Genomic DNA, 23257 nt, shown 5'->3' on the forward strand with positions numbered 1-23257 from the left:
GCTCAGCGCGAGGCGCGGCGGGGGACGGGGAGCGGGCCGATGCGGAACAGGACCTCGGGCTCGTGGTCCTCGGGGAGGTGCTCGACGCCGAACAGCGGCGTCCGGGACAGCTTGCAGCCGTGGTCGCGGGCGAAGGAGGTGAACATCGCGGTGGACGCGGTGTTGCCGGGCGTGACGGTCGCCTCCAGGAACCGGTGGCCGCGACCGCCGAGGCGGGCGCCGAGCCGGTCCAGCATGAGGCGGGCGAGGCCGCGGCCCCGGTGGGCGTGGTCGACGGCGACCTGCCAGACGAAGAACGTCCCGGGCGCGTCGGGCCGGACGTACCCGGTGACGAACCCGCACGGGCCGTCGTCGTCCTCGGCGACGACGGAGGTCGCCGCGAAGTCGCGGCACCAGAGCGCGTAGCTGTAGGGGGAGTTGACGTCGAGGGCGCGGGAGTCGCGGGCGATCCGCCACAGGGCGGGACCGTCCTCGGGGACCGGCTCCCGGAGGCGCACCTCGGTGCCGCCGGTGCGCCGGACGGGTGATTCCAGGGGTTGCGCTGCCATGTTCAGTAAACGTAGCGAACGCCGGACGGTGGCCGTTATAGATTGTTATACGGCGAATGTTTGGGTCCGAGGCGGGTCGGGTATGACGATTCGCTTGCAAATTCCGGGTACCCGGGGTGCGTCATTTCGCCCGTGTTAACTCGCCCGTTCGCGTGTCTGTGCAGGGCGTATCCGCGCGGCGGCCGTACGGCCCGGATCAAGCGTTTGCGTCCGCAACTTCCCTCATGATCGGCGGTGCGGCCGGATCTTTTCGGTCTCATTTATGTGAGGTGAATCACAGCAAGGCGCGGTCAACGCGACGGCGGTGCCCTGCGTCACGTCGGATTGAGCGAGGTCAGTGGGGGTAGGAAAGTCCTTCCACGCTCCGTCGGGCGCCCGCGACGGGCGCTGCGCGCGGTGCCGCGCGGCCCCCGCGTGCCGTCCGCCGTCGCCCCAGGCGGCCGGGGCGCGTGTTTCCACGGGCGAACTCCGCGCATTCCACGGCCTATTCTTCCCGCGCACGCGCGCGAGAAGAATAGGCCGCCACGGGAAAAGGGCGCCGCCCGGGGCGCCCTCCTTCAGAGCCGTTCGGCGAAGCGGTCCGTCGCCTCGATCAGGCGGTGCAGGATGCCCGGCTCGGAGAACGCGTGGCCCGCGTCGTCCACCAGATGGAAGTCGGCCTCCGGCCACGCGCGGTGCAGATCCCACGCCGTCGCCGCCGGGGTGCAGACGTCGTAGCGGCCCTGGACGATCACCGCCGGGATGTGCCGGATGCGGTCCACGTTCCGCAGCAGCTGCTCGTCCTCCAGGAACCCCTCGTTGACGAAGTAGTGGTTCTCGATGCGGGCGAACGCCACCGCGTGGTCGTCGTCCTCGAACGGCGCGACGACCGCCCGGTCCGGCCGCAGCGTCAGCGTCCGCGCCTCCCACTGCGCCCACGCCCGCCCGGCGCGCACCCGCGTCGCCCGGTCGGGGGAGTTCAGCAGCTCGTGGTAGGCCGAGATGAGGTCCTCGCGCTCGTCCTCGGGCACCGGCGCCAGGTAGTCCTCCCACAGGTCGGGGAAGATCAGCGACGCGCCCTCCTGGTAGAACCAGTACAGCTCGAACGGCCGCAGCGTGAAGATCCCGCGCAGCACCAGCGCCGTGACCCGCTCCGGATGCGTCTGCGCGTACGCCAGCGCCAGCGCGCTGCCCCAGGACCCGCCGAACACGAGCCACCGATCCACGCCGAGATGTTCCCGCAGGCGCTCGATGTCCGCGACGAGGCTCCACGTCGTGTTCGCCTCCAGCGACACGCCCGGGTCCGCGGCGTGCGGCCGGCTCCGGCCGCAGTTGCGCTGGTCGAACAGCACGATCCGATACTTCTCCGGATCGAACTGGCGGCGGTGGTCGGGCGTGCAGCCGCCGCCCGGGCCGCCGTGCAGCATCACGGCCGGGACGCCGTCGGGGTTTCCGCAGACCTCCCAGTACAGGGTGTCGCCGTCGCCGACGTCGAGCATCCCGGATTCTTGGGGCTCGATCGGCGGATACAGGGTGCGCAGCTCCATGAGCTGTGATTCTTTCACTGGGGACGGCGCTGTCCGAGGGGGCGCCGCGCCCCGGCCGCGCGCCGCCGCGGCGGCGGGGATCACGAAACTAAACCCCAAACAGGGCAAACGTTCTCGCGGTCCGGCACTAGAGTGCCTTCCGTGAGCCGAGCGGCCGACCGGCGCGGCGTTGCAGCGAACAGGCAGGCGAACAGGCAGGGAGACAAGTGAGCGAGCTGAACGGATCCGGTGGTTCGCGGAGCGTCCCGGACGCGTCCTCGCCCTGGCCGATGGGACGCCCGCCCGAGCCCAAGTCCGGCGTTCCCGCGCCGCGGCGCCCGCTGAAGGCGTCCCGGCCCGGCGAGCCCGAGGGCGACGGCCTGGAGGTGCAGCCGTGGGACCTCGTGGAGCGGCTGCGCCAGATGGCCGACCTGATCGGCGACGCGCTGGCGGCCGGTGAGCGCAAGGTCACCGAGGCGCAGAGCGAGGTCGCGACGCAGGTCGCCGCCGCGCAGGCCGAGAAGGAGTCGGCGCAGCGCGACGCGGCGGCGGCGTGGGGCGAGGTGCAGCGGGCCCGGGGACAGGCCGAGCAGGCCGACCGGCGCGCCGTCGAGGCCGAGCGCAAGATCACCGAGGCGCAGAACGACGCCGCCGCGCAGGTCGCGGCGGCGCAGGCCGAGAAGGAGTCGGCGCAGCGCGACGCCGCCGCCGCGTGGGGCGAGGTGCAGCGGGCGCGCGGGCAGGCCGAGCAGGCCGACCGGCGCGTGGTCGAGGCCGAGCGCAAGGCCGCCGACCTGGAGCGCCGCATCGCCGAGGTGCAGTCCGAGGCCGTCACGCAGATCGCCGCGCTCCAGGGCGAGAAGGACAACGCCCAGCGCGACGCCGCCGCCGCCTGGAACCAGGCCCAGCAGGCCCGCGCCCAGCTCGACCAGGCGCAGGCGCAGGCCAAGGCCCAGGTCGAGCAGGCCGAGCGGCGCGTCGCCGAGACCGAGGCGACCGTCCGGCAGGCCATCACCCAGCGGGACGCGATGAGCGAGGCCCGCGACGACGCCCTGCGCGCCGTCGAGGACGCCGTCACCGCCCGCCGCGCCGCCGAGAACGAGCGCGACCGCGCCGTCGAGCAGGCCGCCGAGCTGTCGCGCGCCCTGGAGGTCGCGCACGGCGAGCTGGCCGCGCTGCGCGCCAAGCTCGCCGACGCCGACCGCAAGGCGCAGAACCTCCAGCACGCCGTCGCCGCCAAGTCCAAGGAGGCCGACGAGGGCCGGATCCGCGCCACCGCCGCCGAGGGCCGCGCCGGCGAGCTGGAGCGGCGCGTCCAGGAGGCCGAGCTGCGGGCCAAGGGCGCCGACGGCCGGGCCGCCGACGCCGAGCGCCGCGTCCAGGAGGCCGACCGCCGGTCCGCCGACGCCGAGCGGCGCGCCGCCGAGGCCGAGCAGGAGCGCCAGCAGGCGCTGGACACGGCCGCGCAGTCCCTGGAGGCCGCCAAGAAGGCCGAGCGGGCGCTGGACGGCGCCGTGCAGGCCCGCGAGAGCGCCGAGCGCGCCCGGGACACGGCCGTGCAGAGCCAGACCCGCGCCGAGTCGGAGCTGACGATCGCGCGCGGCCGGGCCGACCAGGAGGCGCGCGAGAAGGACAAGGCCGTCGCGGGCCTGCGCCAGCTCGCCGCCGAGCGCGACGCCGTCGCCGAGAAGCTCGCCGAGCGCGACCAGTGGGTGGACCAGCTCGCCCAGGCCGTCACCGAGCAGCGCGCCGCGATCGCCGAGCTGTCCCAGGAGCGGGACGCGGCGCGGCAGGCCGCCGACCAGGCCCGCTCGCTGATCGACGAGCTGACGCGCCAGCTCCGCACGATCATGCCGACCGCGGTGCCGCGTTCCTGACCGCCGTTTCTTCGGTGCGGGCCCCCGTCCGGCGTGCGCAACGTCGTCTCCGGCGGGGGCCGGTGCCCTTGCGGGAGGCCGCGCGCATGTGATCATGCGCGTCCCGGACGCCGGGGTCTCCGCCTCCTGTTATTCTGGTGGCCCGTGGACAGTGCTGAACCGTCCGCCCAGCAACGACCACGGGAGCGTTTCAACTTGCCTTCGGCAGCAACGGGTAGGGCTCGGCCCACCAAGCACCTCTTCGTCACCGGCGGTGTCGCCTCCAGCCTGGGCAAGGGCCTGACGGCGTCCAGCCTCGGCCGCCTGCTCACCCTGCGCGGCCTGCGGGTCACCATGCAGAAGCTCGACCCCTACCTCAACGTCGATCCCGGCACCATGAACCCGTTCCAGCACGGTGAGGTGTTCGTCACCGACGACGGCGCCGAGACCGACCTGGACATCGGGCACTACGAGCGGTTCCTCGACACCGAGCTGCACGGCTCGGCGAACGTGACCACGGGCCAGGTGTACTCCAACGTCATCGCCAAGGAGCGGCGCGGGGAGTACCTGGGCGACACCGTGCAGGTCATCCCGCACATCACCAACGAGATCAAGGACCGCATCCGCGGCATGGCCGACACCGCGGTCGACGTCGTGATCACCGAGGTGGGCGGGACGGTCGGCGACATCGAGTCCCAGCCGTTCCTGGAGTCGGTCCGCCAGATCCGGCACGAGATCGGCCGGGAGAACTGCTTCTTCCTGCACGTCTCGCTGCTGCCCTACATCGGCCCTTCGGGTGAGCTGAAGACCAAGCCGACGCAGCACTCGGTCGCCGCGCTGCGCTCCATCGGCATCCAGCCCGACGCGATCGTCTGCCGGTCCGACCGGCCGATCACCGACGGCCTCAAGCACAAGATCAGCATGATGTGCGACGTGGACCGCGAGGCCGTCGTCTCGGCCGTGGACGCGGCCAGCATCTACGACATCCCGAAGGTCCTGCACGCCGAGGGCCTGGACGCCTACGTCGTCCGCCGCCTCGGCCTGCCGTTCCGCGACGTGGACTGGGGCGCCTGGGACGAGCTGCTGCGCCGCGTCCACCGCCCCGCACGCGAGGTGACGATCGCGCTGGTCGGCAAGTACATCGACCTGCCCGACGCGTACCTGTCGGTCACCGAGGCGCTGCGGCACGGCGGGTTCGGCAACGACGCGCGGGTGAGGATCCGCTGGGTGAAGTCCGACGACTGCGAGACCCCCGAGGGCGCCGAGCGCGAACTCGGCGGCGCGGACGGCATCCTGATCCCCGGCGGCTTCGGCGTGCGCGGCATCGAGGGCAAGGTCGGCGCGATCACCTACGCGCGCGAGCACCGCGTCCCGCTGCTCGGGATCTGCCTCGGCCTCCAGTGCATGGTCATCGAGGCGGCGCGGTCGCTGGCGGGACTCGCGGGCGCGGGCAGCGCCGAGTTCGACCCGGCCGCCGCGCACCCCGTCATCGCGACGATGGCCGACCAGCTCGACGTCGTCGCCGGCGAGCGCGACATGGGCGGCACGATGCGGCTCGGGCTGTACCCGGCCGACCTCGGCGAGGGCACCATCGTCCGGGAGCTGTACGGCGAGGCCAAGGCGTCCGAGCGGCACCGGCACCGCTACGAGGTGAACAACGCCTACCGGGGCAAGCTGGAGGACGCGGGGCTGCGGTTCAGCGGCCTGTCGCCCGACGGCCGCCTCGTGGAGTACGTCGAGCTGCCGCGCGAGGAGCACCCGTTCTTCGTCGGGACGCAGGCGCACCCGGAGTTCCGGTCCCGTCCGACGCGTCCGCACCCGCTGTTCGTCGGGCTCGTCGCGGCGGCGCTGGACTACGCGGAGCGCTCGTGACGGCCGCGCCCGGTCCCGGGGACGTCCGGGACGAGCCCGAGCGCTGGGAGGTCACCGCGTCCGCCCGGGCGTTCGAAGGGCCGATCTTCGCGATCCGGCGGGACAAGGTCGTCATGCCCGCGTCCGGCGGCGGCACCGAGGCCGTCGGCCGGGACGTCGTGGAGCACCAGGGGTCGGTGGCCGTCCTCGCCCTCGACGCCGCCGACCGCGTCCTGCTGCTGCGGCAGTACCGGCACGCGGTCGGCGCGAAGCTGTGGGAGATCCCGGCCGGGCTGCGGGACGTGGCGGGCGAGCCCCTGCGCGACCTCGCCGCCCGCGAGCTGCTGGAGGAGAGCGGCTACCGGGCCGAGCGCTGGGACACGCTGGTCGACGTCTACCCGTCGCCGGGCATGTCCGACGAGCGGTCCCGCGTGTTCCTCGCCCGCGACCTCGCCGAGGTGCCCGCCGACGAGATCGACTTCGAGCGGGTCCACGAGGAGGCCGACATGCCGGTGGTGTGGGTGCCGCTGGCCGACGCCGTCCGCAAGGTCCTCGCCGGGGAGATCCACAACGCGCTCGCCGTCCAGGGGATCCTGGCCGCACACGCCTACCGGGGCGGCGCGGTCGAGGGGCTGCGCCCGGCGGACGCGCCCGAGGAGTAGCGACCGGTTCGTCCGGTTGCCGACACGGGGTCCCGACATGCCGGGCGCGGGAACGGGCCGCGGCGGGCGCGAGCGGGCATGATGGGCTGATCGTCCCGCCCCTTCGAGGAGGTGCCGCGCTGTCCTCGCCCGCGACACGCCCCGGCACGTCCGCCGGCGCACTGGAGGCGGCCGTGCGCGGCTACCTCGGACACCTGGCCGTCGAACGGGGCCTCGCCGCCAACACGCTCAGCTCCTACCGCCGCGACCTGCGCCGCTACACCGACGCGCTGGCGGCGCGGGGCCGCGCGGCGATCGGCGAGGTCACCGAGGACGACGTCCGGGCGTTCCTCGCCGGGCTGCGCGAGGGCGACGCCGACCACCCGCCGCTCGCGGCCGGCTCGGCGGCGCGCGCGGTCGTCGCGGTGCGCGGCCTGCACCGGTTCGCGCTGCGCGAGGGGCTGGCCGACGCCGACCCGGCCCGCGACGTCCGGCCGCCCGCCCCGCCCCGGCGGCTGCCCAAGGCGATCTCGCTGGACGACGTCGAACGCCTCCTCGGCGCCGCGCAGGGCCCGGCGGGCGACGCCGGGGACGCCGCGCGCGGCCTGCGCGACCGGGCGCTGCTGGAACTGCTGTACGGGTCGGGCGTGCGGATCTCCGAGGCCGTCGGCCTGGACGTCGACGACCTCGACCTCGCCGAGGGCTTCGCCCGGATCCGCGGCAAGGGCGGCAAGACCCGCGTCGTCCCGGTCGGCGACTACGCGCGGCGCGCCGTCGAGGCGTACCTGGTGCGGGCGCGGCCCGAGCTGGCGCGCGCCGGACGCGGCGGCCCCGCCCTGTTCCTCAACGCGCGCGGCGGTCGGCTGTCGCGGCAGGGCGCGTGGATGGTGCTGCGCGCCGCCGCCGAGCGCGCGGGGCTCAGCGATGTGTCCCCGCACACGCTCCGGCACTCGTTCGCGACGCATCTGCTCGACGGCGGCGCCGACGTCCGGGTCGTCCAGGAACTCCTGGGGCACGCGTCCGTCACGACGACGCAGGTCTACACGCTGGTCACCGTGCGATTGCTGCGCGAGGTGTACGCGACGTCGCATCCTCGGGCGCGCACCCGCCGGGTCCGGTGACAAATCGCGCCTAACGTCGCGCGTCGGCTTGAGCCCCGCCTTGACAGCGCCTAGAGTCCCGGTTCTGGATGGCAGAAGCAGCCGTCGGGGAGGGAACTGGTGAAGAACACGCAGGCTCCGGGAGGTGTTCTCTCTTCGGCGACCATCGAGACCGACCCGCAGCGCAGTTTCGGTCCGACGCAGCGCCCCGTTCCCGTCTTCCCGGAACCGGAGCCGCTCGCCGAGCACGGGCCCGCCCGGATCGTCGCGATCTGCAACCAGAAGGGCGGGGTCGGCAAGACCACCACCACCATCAACCTCGGCGCGGCGCTCGCCGAGTACGGCCGCCGCGTCCTGCTCGTGGACTTCGACCCGCAGGGCGCGCTGTCGGTCGGCCTCGGCAAGGGCGACCCGCGCCAGCTCGACGTCACGGTCCACAACATGCTGCTCGAACACGACACCGAGTGGGACGACGTCGTCATCGAGACCGGCGTCGAGGGCATGGACCTGCTGCCGAGCAACATCGACCTGTCGGGCGCGGAGGTCCAGCTCGTCCACGAGGTCGGGCGCGAGTACATCCTCGCGGGGGCGCTGAAGGGCGCGGTCCCGCACTACGACTACATCCTCATCGACTGCCAGCCGTCCCTCGGCCTGCTCACGGTGAACGCGCTGGCCGCCAGCGAGGGCGTGCTGATCCCGCTGGAGTGCGAGTACTTCGCGATGCGCGGCGTCGCGCTGCTGATGGAGACGATCGACAAGGTGCAGGGGCGCATCAACCCCGGCCTGGTCATCGACGGCGTCCTCGGCACGATGTACGACTCGCGGACGCTGCACACCCGCGAGGTCCTGAGCCGGATCGTGGAAGCGTTCGGCGACAAGGTGTTCCACACCGTCATCAACCGGACGGTCCGGTTCCCCGACGCGACCGTCGCGGGCGAGCCGATCACCTTCTTCGACCCGAACTCCATGGGCGCCAACGCCTACCGCAGCCTGGCCCGCGAGGTGCTCGACCGGTGGTCCGCCGCCGAGTGAGCGCGCGTCGGCGCGGACGGTTCCGCGCCGTGGGAACATGGGACCGGTGAGCATCGGGGAGGCGACGGAGGCCGTCGCCGGCGAGGACGCCGCGGGCGCCGGGAAGTTCCGCGTCCACCTCGACAACTTCGAGGGGCCGTTCGACCTGCTGCTCGGCCTCATCGCCAAGCACAAGCTGGACATCACCGAAGTCTCGCTGCACAAGGTCACCGACGACTTCATCGCCCACATCCGCGCGCACGGAAAAGACTGGGACCTCGACCAGGCCAGCCACTTCCTGCTCGTCGCCGCGACCCTGCTCGACCTGAAGGCCGCGCGGCTGCTGCCGTCCGGCGAGGTGGACGACGAGGACGACCTCGCCCTGCTGTCCGCCCGCGACCTGCTGTTCGCCCGGCTGCTGCAGTACCGCGCGTACAAGGAGGTCGCCGGGTACCTCGCGGCGCGGATGGCCGACGCCGCCCGCCGCTTCCCGCGCACGGTCCCGATCGAGCCGAAGTTCGCGAACCTGCTGCCGGAGGTGCTGCTCGGCCTCGGCCCGGACCAGTTCGCGCGGCTCGCCGCCAAGGCGCTCGCGCCGAAGGCGCCGCCTGCGGTGTCGGTCGAGCACATGTACCAGCCGAAGGCGAGCGTCAAGGAGCAGGCCGCGCTCGTCGTGGCGATGCTGCGGCGGCTGCGGAGCACGACGTTCGCGGTGCTCACCGCGGACTGCGAGGGCACGTTCGAGGTCGTCGCGCGGTTCCTGGCGCTGCTGGAGCTGTACCGCGAGGCGGCCGTGACGTTCGAGCAGGCCGAACCGCTCGGCGCGCTGCACGTCACCTGGACCGGGGCCGACGACGGCGACGTCGAGGTCGGCGACGACTACGAGGGCACCCGCCCGCCGCCCGGCGAGGGCGGCGCCGGGGCCGGGGAGGACGGCGGATGACCGACACCGTGACCGAATCCGCGACCGAGGGGCCGGGCCTGCGGGCGTCGGTCGAGGCGATCCTGCTCGTCGTGGACGAGCCCGTCCCGGTCGTGAACCTCGCCCATCTGCTGGACCGGCCCGTCCCCGAGATCACCGCGACGCTCCGCGAGCTGGCGGCGGAATACACCGCCGACGGGCGGGGGTTCGACCTGAGGGAGGTCGCGGGCGGCTGGCGGTTCTACACGCGGGACGTCTGCGCGCCCGTGGTCGAGCGGTTCGTCACCGACGGGCAGCAGGCGCGGCTGACGCAGGCGGCGCTGGAGACGCTGGCGGTCGTGGCGTACCGGCAGCCGGTGAGCCGGGCGCGGGTGTCGTCCATCCGGGGCGTCAACAGCGACGGCGTCATGCGCACGCTGACCCTGCGCGGCCTCATCGAGGACGCCGGGCAGGACCCCGAGAGCCAGGCGCACCTGTACCGGACGACCGGGTACTTTCTGGAGCGGCTGGGCCTGCGCGATCTGGACGAGCTGCCCGACCTCGCCCCCTACCTTCCCGATGACCTTCCGGACGAGATAGTTGAGGACACGTGAGCGATAACCAGGGCCGCGCCGACGAGGACGTGCAGGAGGTGCGGCTGCAGAAGGTGCTGGCGGACGCCGGGATCGGCAGCCGCCGGCACTGCGAGGAGCTGATCGGCGAGGGCCGGGTGACGGTCGACGGCAAGAAGGTCTTCCGGTTCGGCGAGCGCGTCGACCCCCGCCGCGCCGTGATCCATGTGGACGGCCGCCGGGTCGAGACCCGCGCCGAGATGCGGTACTACATGATCAACAAGCCGCGCGGCGTGGTGAGCACGATGGCCGACGAGCGGGGCCGCAAGTCCCTCGCCGACTACGTGGAGGTCCCCGAGCGGCTGTTCCACGTCGGACGGCTCGACACCGACACCGAGGGCCTGATCCTGCTCACCAACGACGGCGAGCTGTCGCACCGGCTGATGCACCCGTCGTTCGGCGTCGACAAGACCTACCTCGCCGAGATCCACGGGCCGATCCCGCGCGACCTCGGCCGCCGGTTGCGCAAGGGCGTCGAACTGGAGGACGGGTTCGCCAAGGCGGACGGGTTCCGGATCTTCGACCAGGTCGGCCGCCGGGTGCTGGTGGAGATCACCCTGCACGAGGGGCGCAAGCACATCGTGCGGCGGCTGCTGAAGGAGGTCGGCTTCCCCGTCCAGCAGCTCGCCCGCGTAGAGTTCGGCCCGGTCAAGCTGGGCCAGCTCAAGCCGGGCGGGATGCGGGCGCTGACCGTCCGCGAGATCGGCGAGCTGTACAAGGCCGTGGGCCTGTAGATGGGTCTGTAGGAGCGCCGGGCGGCGCGCGACGAGGAGGACGAGAGTGGCGGTACACGCGGTGCGCGGGGCGATCCAGGTGGACGCCGACGACCGTGAGGAGATCCTGTCGGCGACGGCGGAGCTGGTCACCGCCGTCATGGAGCGCAACGCGCTGACCACCGACGACGTGATCAGCGTGCTGTTCACCGCCACTCCGGACCTGACCGCCGAGTTCCCGGCCCTCGCGGCGCGCAAGCTCGGGTTCCACGACGTCCCGCTGCTGTGCGCGGCGGAGATCGCCGTCCCGCACGCGCTGCCCCGGGTGATCCGGCTGATGGCGCACGTCAGCGCCGACCGGCCGCGCTCGGACATCCAGCACGTCTACCTGCGCGGGGCGACCGCCCTGCGCCTGGACATCGCCCAGTAGCGAGCGGGCCGGAGCCCGCGCGGGCACGCGCTAGGGTGGCGGGATGGCAGACGAGGGAGCGCCCGGGCGCGTCGTGGTCGTCGGCACCGGGCTGATCGGCACGTCCATCGCGCTCGTCCTGCGGGCGCGGGGCGCCGAGGTGCTGCTCGCCGACCGGGACCGCGCGGCGCTGGACCTGGCCGTCGGGCTCGGCGCCGGCACCGAGCTGCCCGCCGGGGACGGCCCGCCGCCGGGCGGTCCCGCCGACGTCGCGGTGCTCGCCGTGCCGCCCGCCGCCGTCGCCGTCACCCTGCTGGACGCGCAGAAGCGCGGGCTCGCCCGCGTCTACACCGACGTCGCGAGCGTCAAGGCGCTGCCGCTGCGGCAGGCCGCCGAGCTGGGCTGCGACCCGGCGTCGTTCGTCCCCGGGCACCCGCTGGCCGGACGGGAGCGCTCCGGCCCCGCCGCGGCCCGCGACGACCTGTTCCTCGGCCGCCCGTGGGCGCTGTGCCCGACCCCGAAGACGTCCCCGGCGGCCGTCGCGGCGGTCGAGGCGCTGGCGCGGACGTGCGGCGCCGAACCCGTCGTGGTCGAGGCCGACGAGCACGACCGCGCCGTCGCCCTCGTCTCGCACGCCCCGCACGTCGTGTCGGCGGCGGTCGCGGCGCGGCTGACCGGCGCCGACGACACCGCGCTCGGCCTCGCCGGGCAGGGCGTCCGGGACGTCACCCGCATCGCCGCCAGCGACCCGCGCCTGTGGATCGGCATCCTCAGCGCGAACGCGGCCCCGGTCGCCGACGTGCTGGAGGCCGTCGCGACCGACCTCGCGGTGGCCGCGTCGCTGCTGCGCGACGGCAGCGAGGGCGCGGCGGGCCACGTCGCGGACCTGCTGCTGCGCGGCAACGCCGGACGGTCCAGGATCCCCGGCAAGCACGGCGGTCCCGGCCAGGCGTTCGCGACCGTCACCGTCGTCATCCCCGACCGTCCCGGCGAGCTGGCGATGATCTTCCAGGCGGCCGGGATCGCGGGCGTCAACATCGAGGACGTGACGATCGAGCACTCGCCGGGCCGTCCGCTCGGCGTGCTGGAGATCGCGGTGCAGCCCGAGGCGGCCGAGACGCTGGCCGCCGAGCTGCGCGCGCGGGGCTGGTCCGTCCCGGGCTGAACCGACGCGCACCGGCCCGAACCGGGCCGTCGCGGTGCGTGCCTACCGGTACGCTGAACGGCCGGGGCCGCCCGCGATCCGGGGCGTTCGGCGCGGCCCCGTCCGCCCGCCGTCGCGGGCCTTCACCCGAACGTGAGAGAGGGAGCGATCGTGTCGCTCGTCATCGCCATGGACGGCCCTTCGGGGTCCGGCAAGTCCAGCGCGTCCAAGGGCGTCGCCCGCGCGCTCGGCCTGCGCTACCTCGACACGGGCGCGATGTACCGGGCCATGACCTGGTGGATGTTGCAGAACGGCGTCCCGGTGGACGACCCGGAGGCCGTCGCGGCGCGCGCGGCCGACCCCGTCCTGGAGGTCGGCACCGACCCGTCCGCGCCGACGATCACGGTGGACGGCACGGACGTCTCCGAGCCCATCCGCACCCGCGAGGTCACCAACGCCGTCAGCGCGGTCAGCGCGGTTCCGGCGGTCCGGGCGCGGCTGGTGGTCCTGCAGCGTGAGATCATCGGAACCGGCGGCATCGTCGTGGAGGGTCGCGACATCGGCACGGTCGTCGTCCCGGACGCGCCCGTCAAGGTGTACCTGACCGCCAGCGAGCAGGTGCGCGCGCAGCGGCGCGCGAAGGACCTGGCCGCCGACCCGGCCGCGTCGGTGACCGTCACGCTGGACGAGCAGGCCCGCCGCGACCGGCTCGACTCGACCCGCACGACGTCCCCGCTGACCAGGGCGGCGGACGCGACCGAGATCGACTCGACCGAGCTGGGCCTCGCCGAGGTCGTCGAGGCGGTCGTCCGCCTCGCGAAAGAGCAGACGTGAGCGGACCGGCCGCCGCGCCGGACCGTAGGGGACTTGCAGTGAGCGAACACGACTTCCACCTCGGCGTCGACATCGACGCGGACTTCGACGCGCCGCCGCCCGACGCGCCGCCCGCGCCGGTGGTCGCGGTGGTGGGCCGCCCGAACGTCGGGAAGTCCACGCTGGTGAACCGCATCCTCGGCCGCCGCGAGGCCGTCGTGGAGGACGTTCCCGGCGTCACCCGCGACCGCGTCGCCTACGACGCGACGTGGAGCGGGCGCCGGTTCACCGTGGTGGACACCGGCGGCTGGCTGCCGGACGCGCGCGGCCTGGCCGCGTCGATCGCCGAGCAGGCGCGGCTCGCGGTGGACCTCGCCGACGTCGTCATGTTCGTGGTGGACGCCACCGTCGGCGCGACCGACGTGGACGAGGCCGTCGTGGAGATCCTGCGCCGCTCCGGCAAGCCCGTCGTGCTCGTCGCCAACAAGGTCGACGGCGTCTCCGCCGAGGCCGACGCGGCGCTGCTGTGGAACCTCGGGATCGGCGAGCCGCACCCGGTGAGCGCGCTGCACGGGCGCGGCAGCGGCGACCTGCTGGACGCGGTGCTGGCGGCGCTGCCGGCCGAGGCGCCGCCGGAGACGTTCGCCGAGGCGGGCGGGCCGCGCCGCATCGCGCTGGTCGGCCGCCCGAACGTCGGCAAGTCCAGCCTGCTGAACCAGCTCGCGGGGGAGACCCGCGCGGTCGTGGACGCCGTCGCGGGCACCACCCGGGACCCGATCGACGAGGAGATCACCCTCGGCGGGCAGGTGTGGCGGTTCATCGACACCGCAGGGATCCGCCGCCGCCACCGGGAGAACCAGGGCGCCGACTTCTACGCGACGCTGCGGACGCAGTCGGCGCTGGAGCGCGCCGAGGTCGCGGTCGTGCTGGTCGACGCGTCGGAGTCGCTGGCCGAGCAGGACCTGCGGATCATCTCGATGGTGGTCGACTCGGGCCGCGCGCTGGTGATCGCCTACAACAAGTGGGACCTGCTGGACGAGGAGCGCCGCCACTACCTGGAGCGCGAGATCGAACGGCAGCTCCACCACGTCCGGTGGGCGCCGCGCGTGAACGTCTCGGCCCGCACCGGACGGCACATGGAGAAGTTCGTCCCGGCGCTGGAGACCGCGCTCGCCGGCTGGGACCAGCGCGTCCCGACGTCCAAGCTGAACCAGTTCTTCGCCGACCTCGTGAACTCCCACCCGCACCCGATCCGGGGCGGCAAGCAGCCGCGCGTGCTGTTCGCGACGCAGGCGGGCGTGCGCCCGCCGCGGTTCGTGCTGTTCACGACCGGTTTCCTGGAGGAGGGCTACCGCCGGTTCATCGAGCGGCGGCTGCGCGAGGAGTTCGGGTTCGCGGGCGCCCCGCTGGACGTCACGATGAAGATCCGCGAGAAGCGGGCCCGCAAGAAGTAGCGACGAGACCCGTCCGGGAGTCTTCCCGGACGGGTCCCGCCGTGTCAGGATCGGGCGGACCGGATCTTTCTCCACCGTCCCCCGCCCGGGACGGCCCGGGCGCGCGAGGTGACATGAAGCTCCTGATCCTGCTGGCCGTCGCTGCCGTCTGCATCGCCCTCAGCTTCGTCTGGCACGCGCCGTGGATCGGCGGCGTCGGACTGCTGGTCGCCTTCGTCGGCATGTTCACCGACCGCGACGACGTGGACGTCCGCGACGACGGCGGCTACGAGACCAGCAAGACGGTGCGCGACATGCGCCGGTCCCGCGGCCGTTGAGCCGCGCCGTACCGGCGTCAGTGCCGGTCGCGCAGTTCACCGGCGGCCCGTTCGCTGGAGTTGCGTCCGGCCCGTCCGTGCGCGGGGACCGGCCGGCCGCGGTTCTCGCCGGTGCGCTCCCACTCCGGCGCGGCGCCCTGGCGCGGCGCGCCGCGTTCGGCTCCGGCGCCCGTCCCGGCCGCCGCGGCGGCCTCGGCACGGCGCGCCTCGCGGACGCCGACCACGGCGAAGCGGCCGAGGGCCAGTCCGGCGAGCATCGTGATCAGCGCGCCGAGCCCGGTGGTCAGCGAGAGCACCACGGCGACGCGGTGCCCCAGGCTGTCGCCGAGCGGAGCGCCGAGCCCGCCGCCCCACAGCGCGGCGATCGTCCCGCCGGCCACGAACCACAGCCCGCCGGCCGCGGCGAGCCAGCCGCCGAACATCGCGACGGCGCGGTTCGCGGCGAACATCAGGATCAGCCCGCCGATGATCGTGGCGACCGCCGGCAGGATGATCAGCCAGAGCCGGTCGGTGGTGAAGTGCCAGGCGCTTTCGGGTGCGAACCCGAAGTAGGCGTACGGCCCGATGAAGGGCATCAGCCCACCCCACAGCCCGAGCAGCGTGAGAAGCATTCCGCTGAGGGCACCCCTGGTGCGCGGTGCCCGCATGGTCCGATTCATGGTCACCCTCCGGGGTGAATTAGGTGCGTTCTGCTTGGCGCGCCCCCTACCCCCGGCCTCCCGGTCCGAACATGCGCGAAACGAAAGGCGGATCGTGAACGCCGAGGTCAGCGTCGTGTTCGCCCCGCAGGAGCCCCCGGACGCGTGGGCGGCGGCGGTGTTCCTGGCGGGCCCGTCGCCGCGCGCGGCGGACGTCCCGTCGTGGCGTCCGGCGGCCGTGGCCGAGCTGCGGCGGCGGTGGAAGGGGCCGGGACGGCTGGTCGTGTTCGCGCCGGAACCGCAGGACGGGTGGCACGGCGACTACCTCGGCCAGGTGGACTGGGAGGAGCGCTGCCTGCACCTGGCCGACGAGGTCGTCTTCTACGTGCCGCGCGACCTGGACACGCTACCCGGCTTCACGACGAACGTAGAGTTCGGGATGTGGCACGCCAGCGGGCGCGCGGTGTTCGGCGCGCCGCCGGACGCCCCGAAGAACCGGTATCTGCTGCACCACGCCGTCCGGTCGGGGATGCCGGTCGCCGAGGATCTGCCGGGGACGGTCGCGGCGGCGCTGGAGCGGATCGGGACGGGCGCCGTCCGGTCCGGGGGCGAGCGCGAGGTGCCGCTGCTGGTGTGGCGGGAGCCGTCGTTCCGGCGGTGGTACGCGGCGCAGCGCGGCGCGGGGAACGTGCTGCTCGGGGCGCGGCTGGTGTGGCGGCTGCCGGTCAAGGGCCGTCCGGCGGCGTTCTGGGCGCTGAGCGTGCGGGTCCTGGTGGCCGCCGAGGACCGGGTGAAGGACGGCGAGGTCGTGCTCGGGCGCCCGGACGTGTCGGCGGTCGTGCTCTACCGGCCGCGCCCGACCCTGGACGAGACCGAGATCGTGCTGGTCCGCGAGTTCCGCGCGCCGGGCGCGGCGCCGGACGGGTTCGTCCAAGAGCCGCCCGGCGGGTCCGGTCCCGGCGGGCCGGTGGAGACGGCGCTCGCGGAGGTCGTCGAGGAGACCGGGCTCGTCCTGGCCGCGGACCGGCTGCGGCCGTGCGGGACGCGGCAGGTCGCGGCGACGCTCTCGGCGCACCGCGCGCACGTCTACGCCGCCGAGATCACCGACGCCGAGCTGGCGCGGCTGCGCGCGGCGGGTCCGCTCGGCGTCGCGGCGGACGGCGAGGTCACCCAGGTGGAGATCACGACCTACGGGGAGCTGTGCCGCGACGGCCGCGCCGACTGGTCCGTCCTCGGGATGGTCAGCGCGGCGCTGCGCTGAGCGCCCGCCGCACGAACCGGCCGACGTCGCGGATGGACGCGCGGGACTCGGGCAGCAGCGGGCCGAACATCTGGAACACGTGGATCTGCCGGTCCCAGACGTCGAGGACCACGGGGACGCCCGCGTCCGCGAGCCGCCGCGCCATCTCGGCGGAGTCGCTGTACAGCAGCTCGGTGGAGCCCGCCGTGAGCAGCGTCGGCGGCAGGCCCGTCAGATCGGCCCGGACGGGCGAGATGTCCGGATCGGACGTGTCGAGGTGCCCGGCGAACGCGTCCACCAGCCGCTGGAGCAGTTCGGCGGGCGCGGACGGGTCGAGCCGGACGTTCTCGTGCGCGAGCTTGGCCGTCAGGTCCAGGTCCAGCGCGGGGGAGAGGCCGACGAGCGCGGCGGGCATCGGCAGGCCCTCGGTGCGGGCGCGCAGCGCGGTGGCGAACGTGAGGTGGCCGCCCGCCGAGTCGCCCATGATCACGACGTCGGCCGGGTCGCGGGACGCCAGCAGCCACCGGTAGGCGGCGACGCAGTCCTCGACCTCGCGCTCGAACGGGACGGCCGGGTACATCCGGTAGTCCACCGACAGCGCCGGGACGCCCGCCGCCGCCCCGAACCACGCGACCATCCGCCGGTGCGTGTTGAGGCCGCAGCTCACCCATCCGCCGCCGTGCAGGTAGAGGATCGCGCGGCTGCGGTCCGGCCCGACGCCGCGTCCATGGACCCATTCGGCGCCGAACCCGTCGAACCGGACGGGTTCGCAGGACACGCCGCGCGGCGTTCCGGCCCGTCCGGCGAGCCGGTCGATCCGGGCGACGCGGCGCAGCGCGCGGTCGTCCAGCGGGCGGGCGGCCAGGCGCGCGAGCCGGGGCCGGACGACGCCCCGGACGCCGCCCGCCACGGCCCGCGACCGCAGGCTGGCCCGGCCGCGCCGTTCGATCACAAGGTTCTCCACGCGTCCTAACTACCCCGCCGCAGTCCGCGCGGCCAAGGGCCCGCCGCCGGGCGGCGTGCGGCAGTTGCCACCTCTGGATCGCGGTCACGGTCGCATCTCGAAGGGCAGAGGCGACTATAGGGTGGTATCTGCGCATCGGTAGGGTTTGCTCGTGACGACGTTCCGGATCAGTGAGGCCGCCGCGCTGCTCGGCGTCAGCGCCGACACCGTCCGGCGGTGGGTGGACGGCGGGCGCCTCGTCGCCGACCGGGACGAGCACGGGCACCGGCGGATCCCCGGCGCGGCCCTCGCGGAGTTCGTCCGCGCGCAGGCGGCGGGCGGCGACCAGGCCGAGCGGTTCTCCTCGGCGCGCAACCGGATGCGCGGCATCGTCACGGCGGTGATCCGCGACGGCGTCATGGCGCAGGTGGACGTCCAGGCCGGGCCGTTCCGGATCGTCTCGCTGATGAGCCGCGAGGCGGCCGACGAGCTGGGCCTCGAAGTCGGCGTCGTCGCCGAGGCCGTCGTGAAGTCCACCACCGTCGTCGTCGAACGCCCCGACCCCCCTGGAGACGCACGATGAAACGCATCCTGAGCGCGGCCGTCGCGGCCCTGACCCTGCTGACGGCCGCCGCGTGCGGCGACGACGGCGGCAAGAGCGAGGACAGGACGCTGACCGTCCTCGCCGCCGCGTCCCTCACCGAGACGTTCACCGCGCTCGGGAAGACGTTCGAGCGGGCCCATCCGGGCGTGAAGGTGCGGTTCAGTTTCGGGGGGAGTTCGGCGCTCGCGCAGCAGATCGTCCAGGGCGCGCCCGCCGACGTGTTCGCCGCCGCGAGCCCGGCCACGATGAAGACGGTGACCGACGACGGCGACGCGTCCGGCGCGCCGCAGGTCTTCGCCAGGAACCGGCTGGTCATCGCCGTGCCGAAGGGCGCCGCGAAGGTCCACGCGCTCAAGGACCTGGCGGCGAAGGGCAACAAGGTCGTGCTCTGCGCCGAGCAGGTCCCGTGCGGCGCCGCCGCGAAGACCGCGCTCGCCGCCGCCGGGCTGACGGTGCGGCCGGTGTCGCGGGAGCAGGACGTCAAGGCCGTCCTGACGAAGGTCCGGCTCGGCGAGGCCGACGCGGGCCTGGTCTACCGGACCGACGTCGGCGCCGCCGCCGGCCAGGTCACCGGCATCGACTTCCCCGAGGCCGCGCAGGCGATCAACGCCTACCCGATCGCCGCGCTCGCCAAGGCGCCGCAGCTCGCGCTGGCCCGGCAGTTCGTCGCTTTCGTGCTGTCCCCGGCGGGCCAGGACGCGCTGACCAGGGCGGGTTTCGAGAAGCCGTGACGCGCCGCCGGGACGGGAACCGGGGCCGGGCACCGCTGGTGCTCGTGCTCCCGGCCCTCGTCGGGCTTGCGTTCCTCGTCCTGCCGCTCGTCGGCCTGCTCGCCCGCGCGCCCTGGACCACGCTCGGGACGCGCCTCGCCGAACCGCAGGTCCGCGAGGCGCTGCGGCTCAGCCTGGTCACCGCGACGCTCGCGACCGCGCTCTGCGTCCTGTTCGGCGTGCCGCTGGCGTGGCTGCTGGCGCGCGTGCCGTTCCCGGGCGTCCGGCTCGCGCGGGCGCTGGTCACCGTCCCGCTCGTGCTGCCGCCGGTGGTCGGCGGCGTGGCGCTGCTGCTCGTCCTCGGGCGCCGGGGGCTGGTCGGCCGCTGGCTGGACGACGCGTTCGGCGTCACGCTGCCGTTCACCACGGCCGGCGTCGTGCTCGCCGAGACGTTCGTCGCGATGCCGTTCCTCGTGATCAGCGTCGAGGGCGCGCTGCGCGCCGCCGACCGGCGCTACGAGGAGGCCGCCGCCACGCTCGGCGCGGGCCGCTGGACGGTCTTCCGCCGCGTCACGCTCCCGCTCGTCGCGCCCGGGATCGCGGCGGGCGCCGTGCTGTGCTGGGCGCGGGCGCTCGGCGAGTTCGGCGCGACGATCACGTTCGCGGGCAACTTCCCCGGCCGCACCCAGACGATGCCGCTGGCCGTCTACCTGGCGTTGGAGAACGACCCGCAGGCCGCGATCGTGCTGAGCCTCGTCCTGCTGGCGGTGTCGGTGGCCGTCTTGGCGGCGCTGCGGCGGCGGTGGGTGAGCGCGCCGTGAGCGGGCTGGACGCGCGGATCGTCGTCCACCGCCCGGGGTTCGCCCTCGACCTGGCGCTGACCGCCGCGCCCGGCGAGGTCGTCGCGCTGCTCGGCCCGAACGGCGCGGGCAAGTCGACGGCGCTGCGGGCGCTCGCCGGGCTCGTCCCGTCCGGCGGGCACCTGTGCGTGGACGGCGCCGACCTGTCCGCGCTGCCCGCCGACCGGCGCGGCATCGGCATGGTGTTCCAGGACTACCTGCTGTTCCCGCACCTCAGCGCGCTGGACAACGTCGCGTTCGGGCTGCGCTGCCGGGGCGCGCGCAAGGCGGCGGCGCGCCGGGAGGCGACGGGCTGGCTGGACCGGATGGGCCTCGCCGCGCACGCCGCGTCCCGGCCGCGCGCGCTGTCGGGCGGGCAGGCGCAGCGGGTCGCGCTGGCCCGCGCGCTCGCGGTCCGGCCCGGCCTGCTCCTGCTGGACGAGCCGCTGTCCGCCCTCGACGCCCACACCCGGCTGGAGGTCCGCGCCGCGCTGCGCCGCCATCTGGACGGGTTCGCGGGCGCGGCGGTGCTCGTCACCCACGACCCGCTGGACGCGATGGTGCTCGCCGACCGGCTCGTCGTGCTGGAGGCCGGGCGCGTCGTGCAGGAGGGCGCGCCCGCCGAGGTCGCGCGACGGCCCCGCACCGGCTACGTGGCGCGGCTGGTCGGGCTGAACCTGTTCCGGGGACGCGTCGAGGTCCGCGAGCACGGTCCGGTCGCCGTTGTCCAGGACGGCCCGTCCATCGACATAGCGACCTCACTGCGAGGTGAGGTCTTTCTTTCCTTTTCGCCAGCCTCGGTCGCGCTCTACCGGACCCGGCCGGACGGCAGCCCCCGCAACCTCTGGCGCGCGACGGTCGGCGGCGTCGAACCGCAGGGCGACCGGGTCCGCGTGCGCCTGGACGCTCCCGGCCGCACCGTCGCCGCGGACGTCACCCCGGCCGCCGTGGCGGACCTGGGACTCGTCACCGGGAGTGAGGTCTGGACATCGGTCAAAGCCACAGAGATCCAGGTATACCCGGCATGAACGGCCGCGGACAGGACCGTGCCAAGGCCCCTGAGCAGGGGTTTTGTCCGTGATAAGCATCACAAATGGATGCCGGATCACCCAAAACCGGGCGTGATTGGTCCAGACCAAATGGAAAAGACGTTCGGTTTTGTTCATGATGCGAGGATCCTGCGAACAGCAAGAAGGAGTTGCCCGTGTCCCACCAGGTTGCTGCGTCGTCCGCCTCTTCACACACCGACCAGGCCCCGACCAGCCACGCCGAACTCGTGGACTGGGTACGGGAGATCGCCGAGCTGACCCAGCCGGACAGGATCGAATGGTGCGACGGCTCCGACGCGGAGTGGACGCGCCTGACGGACCTCCTCGTCGAGCAGGGCACCTTCAAGCGGCTCAACGACGCCAAACGTCCGAACAGCTTCTACGCCGCGTCCGACCCGAGCGACGTCGCCCGCGTCGAGGACCGCACCTTCATCTGTTCCGAGAAGGAGGAGGACGCGGGGCCGACCAACCACTGGGTCGCTCCGGCCGAGATGCGCCGCACCTTCGGCGAGATCTTCAAGGGCTCGATGAAGGGCCGCACCATGTACGTGGTGCCGTTCTGCATGGGCCCGCTGGGCGGGAACATCTCCCAGCTGGGCGTCGAGATCACCGACTCGCCGTACGTCGTGGTCTCCATGCGCATCATGACCCGGATGGGCGAGCCCGCGCTGCGGCTGATCGAGGAGCGCGGCTCGTTTGTGAAGGCCGTCCACTCGGTCGGCGCGCCGCTGGAGCCGGGGCAGCAGGACGTCCCGTGGCCGTGCAACTCCACCAAGTACATCTCGCACTTCCCCGAGACCCGTGAGATCTGGTCCTACGGCTCCGGGTACGGCGGCAACGCGCTGCTCGGCAAGAAGTGCTACGCGCTGCGCATCGCGTCCACGATGGCGCGCGACGAGGGCTGGCTCGCCGAGCACATGCTGATCCTCAAGCTGACCCCGCCGCAGGGCGAGGGCGAGGCGCGGTACGTCGCGGCGGCGTTCCCGTCGGCGTGCGGCAAGACCAACCTCGCGATGCTGGAGCCGACCGTCCCGGGCTGGAAGGTCGAGACCATCGGCGACGACATCGCCTGGATGCGGTTCGGCGAGGACGGCCGCCTCTACGCGATCAACCCCGAGGCGGGCTTCTTCGGCGTCGCGCCCGGCACCGGCGCCGACACCAACGCCAACGCGGTCGAGACGTTCTGGGGCAACAGCATCTTCACGAACGTCGCGCTCACCGACGACGGCGACGTGTGGTGGGAGGGCCTCACCGAGCAGCCGCCCGCGCACCTCACCGACTGGAAGGGCAACGACTGGACGCCGGAGTCCGGCACCCCGGCCGCCCACCCGAACGCCCGCTTCACCACCCCGGCCGGGCAGTGCCCGATCATCGCGCCGGAGTGGGAGGACCCGAAGGGCGTGCCGATCTCGGCGATCCTGTTCGGCGGGCGCCGGGCCTCGGCCGTCCCGCTCGTCACCGAGTCCTTCGACTGGCAGCAGGGCGTCTTCCTCGGCGCGAACATCGCCTCGGAGAAGACCGCCGCCGCCGAGGGCACGGTCGGCGAGCTGCGCCGCGACCCGTTCGCGATGCTGCCGTTCTGCGGCTACAACATGGGCGACTACTTCGGCCACTGGCTGAAGATCGGCCGCTCGACCGACGCCGAGAAGCTGCCGCGGATCTACTACGTCAACTGGTTCCGCAAGAACGCCGACGGCAAGTTCATCTGGCCGGGCTTCGGCGAGAACAGCCGCGTCCTGAAGTGGATCGTGGAGCGCCTGAACGGCCGCGCCGACGCCGTGAAGACGCCGATCGGGCACCTGCCGACCCGCGCCGCCCTGGACACCGACGGCCTGGTCATCGACGACGCCGACCTCGACACGCTGCTGTCGGTGGACGGCGAGGTCTGGAAGCAGGAGGCCGCCCTCGTCCCCGACCACTTCAACACCTTCGGCGACCACCTTCCGAAGGAGCTGTGGGACGAGTACAACGCGCTGGTGAACCGCCTGGCGGAGTGACGCCGCGCACCGGATCCGGAACGGGACCGCGCCCCCTCGACGCAACTCGCCGCAGGGGACGCGGTCCCGTCCGTTTTCGGACGGTTTTTCATGTTCTAGCGCTCGGTGATCGGGTAGACCCTGTCCGCCCCTCCGCACCCACCCCTGGAGCCATGATGGCCGTTGAATGGCGCACGTCGAGCCTCAGCCGGAGCGTCGGGAACTGCGTGGCGGTCGCCGCGCTGCCCGGCGGCGTCGGCGTCCGCGACAGCAAGGCCCCCGAGCAGGGCCACCTCCTGCTGTCGCGCCGCGTGCTGGCCGGCGTCCTCGCCCGGATGAAGGACGGTGACCTCCGCCCCTAGC

The 23257-nt window shown here is 73.8% G+C and carries 24 protein-coding genes; 20 read left to right on the plus strand and 4 right to left on the minus strand.

Annotation, left to right across the window (positions count from 1 at the left end; genetic code table 11):
• Positions 1 to 2 precede the first annotated feature (2 nt).
• A complete protein-coding gene (gene ectA, locus GQ466_RS08895; protein WP_161102208.1) occupies positions 3 to 548 on the minus strand; it encodes a diaminobutyrate acetyltransferase in 546 nt (181 codons plus the stop codon).
• Positions 549 to 1105: 557 nt separating this feature from the next.
• A complete protein-coding gene (gene pip / locus GQ466_RS08900; RefSeq protein WP_202420025.1) occupies positions 1106 to 2074 on the minus strand; it encodes a prolyl aminopeptidase in 969 nt (322 codons plus the stop codon).
• Positions 2075 to 2280: 206 nt separating this feature from the next.
• Between pip and GQ466_RS08905 the strand changes: the two genes are divergently transcribed.
• The 13 genes from GQ466_RS08905 (at position 2281) to GQ466_RS08965 (ending at position 14895) form a co-directional block, all read left to right on the plus strand.
• Positions 2281 to 3930 (plus strand): coiled-coil domain-containing protein, encoded by a 1650-nt coding sequence (locus tag GQ466_RS08905; protein WP_161102209.1) that lies wholly within the window; start codon positions 2281 to 2283, stop codon positions 3928 to 3930.
• A gap of 195 nt (positions 3931 to 4125) precedes the next feature.
• Positions 4126 to 5781: a CTP synthase gene (locus GQ466_RS08910; RefSeq protein ID WP_161102210.1), complete on the plus strand. Its 1656-nt coding sequence runs from the start codon at positions 4126 to 4128 to the stop codon at positions 5779 to 5781.
• Positions 5778 to 6422: an NUDIX hydrolase gene (locus tag GQ466_RS08915; protein ID WP_337193377.1), complete on the plus strand. Its 645-nt coding sequence runs from the start codon at positions 5778 to 5780 to the stop codon at positions 6420 to 6422. Before GQ466_RS08910 ends, GQ466_RS08915 begins: the two co-directional genes overlap by 4 nt.
• Positions 6423 to 6595: 173 nt before the next feature.
• Complete coding sequence (gene xerD / locus GQ466_RS08920) at positions 6596 to 7522, plus strand: site-specific tyrosine recombinase XerD (protein WP_337193378.1); 927 nt, start codon at positions 6596 to 6598, stop codon at positions 7520 to 7522.
• Between the two features lie 144 nt (positions 7523 to 7666).
• Positions 7667 to 8533, plus strand: coding sequence for an AAA family ATPase (locus tag GQ466_RS08925; protein WP_161102497.1), 867 nt, complete (start codon positions 7667 to 7669; stop codon positions 8531 to 8533).
• 37 nt (positions 8534 to 8570) lie between these two features.
• Positions 8571 to 9455: a segregation and condensation protein A gene (locus tag GQ466_RS08930; protein ID WP_161102211.1), complete on the plus strand. Its 885-nt coding sequence runs from the start codon at positions 8571 to 8573 to the stop codon at positions 9453 to 9455.
• Positions 9452 to 10027, plus strand: coding sequence for an SMC-Scp complex subunit ScpB (scpB, locus tag GQ466_RS08935; protein ID WP_161102212.1), 576 nt, complete (start codon positions 9452 to 9454; stop codon positions 10025 to 10027). The genes GQ466_RS08930 and scpB overlap by 4 nt, the downstream gene beginning before the upstream one ends.
• On the plus strand, positions 10024 to 10779 hold the full coding sequence (locus GQ466_RS08940) for a pseudouridine synthase (RefSeq protein WP_161102213.1): 756 nt from the start codon (positions 10024 to 10026) through the stop codon (positions 10777 to 10779). The genes scpB and GQ466_RS08940 overlap by 4 nt, the downstream gene beginning before the upstream one ends.
• Before the next feature lie 46 nt (positions 10780 to 10825).
• Complete coding sequence (aroH, locus tag GQ466_RS08945) at positions 10826 to 11188, plus strand: chorismate mutase (protein ID WP_161102214.1); 363 nt, start codon at positions 10826 to 10828, stop codon at positions 11186 to 11188.
• Positions 11189 to 11231: 43 nt separating this feature from the next.
• The gene (locus GQ466_RS08950; RefSeq protein WP_161102215.1) at positions 11232 to 12332 is read left to right on the plus strand and encodes a prephenate dehydrogenase; all 1101 of its coding nucleotides are present in this window, start codon (positions 11232 to 11234) and stop codon (positions 12330 to 12332) included.
• 150 nt (positions 12333 to 12482) lie between these two features.
• Positions 12483 to 13145: a (d)CMP kinase gene (gene cmk, locus GQ466_RS08955; protein ID WP_337193380.1), complete on the plus strand. Its 663-nt coding sequence runs from the start codon at positions 12483 to 12485 to the stop codon at positions 13143 to 13145.
• 38 nt (positions 13146 to 13183) lie between these two features.
• The gene (gene der / locus GQ466_RS08960; protein ID WP_161102216.1) at positions 13184 to 14578 is read left to right on the plus strand and encodes a ribosome biogenesis GTPase Der; all 1395 of its coding nucleotides are present in this window, start codon (positions 13184 to 13186) and stop codon (positions 14576 to 14578) included.
• A 113-nt stretch (positions 14579 to 14691) separates the two neighbouring features.
• Positions 14692 to 14895, plus strand: coding sequence for a hypothetical protein (locus GQ466_RS08965; RefSeq protein ID WP_161102217.1), 204 nt, complete (start codon positions 14692 to 14694; stop codon positions 14893 to 14895).
• Positions 14896 to 14912: 17 nt separating this feature from the next.
• On the opposite strand, the gene GQ466_RS08970 is transcribed toward GQ466_RS08965, so the two are convergent.
• Positions 14913 to 15506: a hypothetical protein gene (locus tag GQ466_RS08970; protein WP_161102218.1), complete on the minus strand. Its 594-nt coding sequence runs from the start codon at positions 15504 to 15506 to the stop codon at positions 14913 to 14915.
• A gap of 142 nt (positions 15507 to 15648) precedes the next feature.
• Here GQ466_RS08970 and GQ466_RS08975 point away from each other — a divergent pair, with 142 nt between their 5' ends.
• Positions 15649 to 16794, plus strand: coding sequence for a nucleoside 2-deoxyribosyltransferase domain-containing protein (locus GQ466_RS08975; RefSeq protein ID WP_337193381.1), 1146 nt, complete (start codon positions 15649 to 15651; stop codon positions 16792 to 16794).
• Here the strand turns inward: GQ466_RS08975 and GQ466_RS08980 are convergent.
• Positions 16775 to 17737 carry an alpha/beta hydrolase gene (locus GQ466_RS08980; protein WP_337193382.1) on the minus strand — a complete coding sequence of 321 codons (963 nt, stop codon included), beginning with the start codon at positions 17735 to 17737 and terminating at the stop codon, positions 16775 to 16777. The two genes, GQ466_RS08975 and GQ466_RS08980, sit on opposite strands and share 20 nt — an antisense overlap.
• A 151-nt stretch (positions 17738 to 17888) precedes the next feature.
• On the opposite strand from GQ466_RS08980, the gene GQ466_RS08985 reads away from it, so the two are divergent.
• The 6 genes from GQ466_RS08985 (at position 17889) to GQ466_RS09010 (ending at position 23256) form a co-directional block, all read left to right on the plus strand.
• The gene (locus tag GQ466_RS08985; protein ID WP_103564591.1) at positions 17889 to 18299 is read left to right on the plus strand and encodes a TOBE domain-containing protein; all 411 of its coding nucleotides are present in this window, start codon (positions 17889 to 17891) and stop codon (positions 18297 to 18299) included.
• Positions 18296 to 19051 carry a molybdate ABC transporter substrate-binding protein gene (gene modA / locus GQ466_RS08990; RefSeq protein ID WP_161102220.1) on the plus strand — a complete coding sequence of 252 codons (756 nt, stop codon included), beginning with the start codon at positions 18296 to 18298 and terminating at the stop codon, positions 19049 to 19051. The genes GQ466_RS08985 and modA overlap by 4 nt, the downstream gene beginning before the upstream one ends.
• Positions 19048 to 19851, plus strand: coding sequence for an ABC transporter permease (locus tag GQ466_RS08995; protein WP_161102221.1), 804 nt, complete (start codon positions 19048 to 19050; stop codon positions 19849 to 19851). Before modA ends, GQ466_RS08995 begins: the two co-directional genes overlap by 4 nt.
• On the plus strand, positions 19848 to 20897 hold the full coding sequence (locus tag GQ466_RS09000) for an ATP-binding cassette domain-containing protein (protein WP_161102222.1): 1050 nt from the start codon (positions 19848 to 19850) through the stop codon (positions 20895 to 20897). Before GQ466_RS08995 ends, GQ466_RS09000 begins: the two co-directional genes overlap by 4 nt.
• Positions 20898 to 21073: 176 nt before the next feature.
• On the plus strand, positions 21074 to 22915 hold the full coding sequence (locus GQ466_RS09005; RefSeq protein WP_161102223.1) for a phosphoenolpyruvate carboxykinase (GTP): 1842 nt from the start codon (positions 21074 to 21076) through the stop codon (positions 22913 to 22915).
• Between the two features lie 155 nt (positions 22916 to 23070).
• Positions 23071 to 23256: a DUF397 domain-containing protein gene (locus GQ466_RS09010; RefSeq protein WP_237417622.1), complete on the plus strand. Its 186-nt coding sequence runs from the start codon at positions 23071 to 23073 to the stop codon at positions 23254 to 23256.
• Position 23257 lies beyond the last annotated feature (1 nt).

The organism is Actinomadura rayongensis, from assembly GCF_009831215.1.
In the GTDB taxonomy this organism is placed as follows: Bacteria; Actinomycetota; Actinomycetes; order Streptosporangiales; family Streptosporangiaceae; genus Spirillospora; species Spirillospora rayongensis.